Origin of the sequence: Zooshikella harenae, assembly GCF_018837975.1 — a bacterium.
In the GTDB taxonomy this organism is placed as follows: domain Bacteria; phylum Pseudomonadota; class Gammaproteobacteria; order Pseudomonadales; family Zooshikellaceae; genus Zooshikella; species Zooshikella harenae.
Map to the genome: position 1 here is coordinate 1 of NZ_JAGSOY010000377.1, position 501 is coordinate 501.

Below are 501 nucleotides of genomic sequence, written 5' to 3' on the forward strand. Positions count from 1 at the left end.
CGATAAATCAACATCAACGGCTACTGGCCGTTTTTGTTTAATGATTTTCTGTACGTGCTTAATCGCATGGTGAGCACTTCGCTTAGGACGAAAACCAAAACTATTTTCTGAAAAGGTGTTATCCACTAAAGGAGACAGTATTTGTACGATAGCTTGTTGAATAACACGATCAATGACGGTAGGGATACCTAACGGCCTTTTACCACCATCCGGTTTATCGATTTCAACGCGCTTGACGGGTTGAGGACGATAATTCCCCGTAAGAAGGTCGTGTTTGCACTGTTCCCAGTGTATTACTGCCCACTGAGGGAATTCAGCGATCGTCATGCCATCTATTCCTGGAGCACCTTTATTCGCTTTAACCTGTTTCCAGGCGCGCTGAAGGTTTAAGGAATTAAATACCGCTTCAAATAAATCAAAATTGAAGGTTTCTTGTCGTGTATTACGTTGCTCAACGGATACACCGATCGGTGCCGTTTCGTTATTCAAGTAAGACATGAT

General features: G+C 42.9%; 1 protein-coding gene. It reads right to left on the minus strand.

All coding sequences use genetic code 11. The features are described from left to right. Positions 1 to 501: reverse transcriptase domain-containing protein (locus KCG35_RS26205; RefSeq protein WP_373687386.1), on the minus strand; the 501-nt coding region annotated here is incomplete at both ends.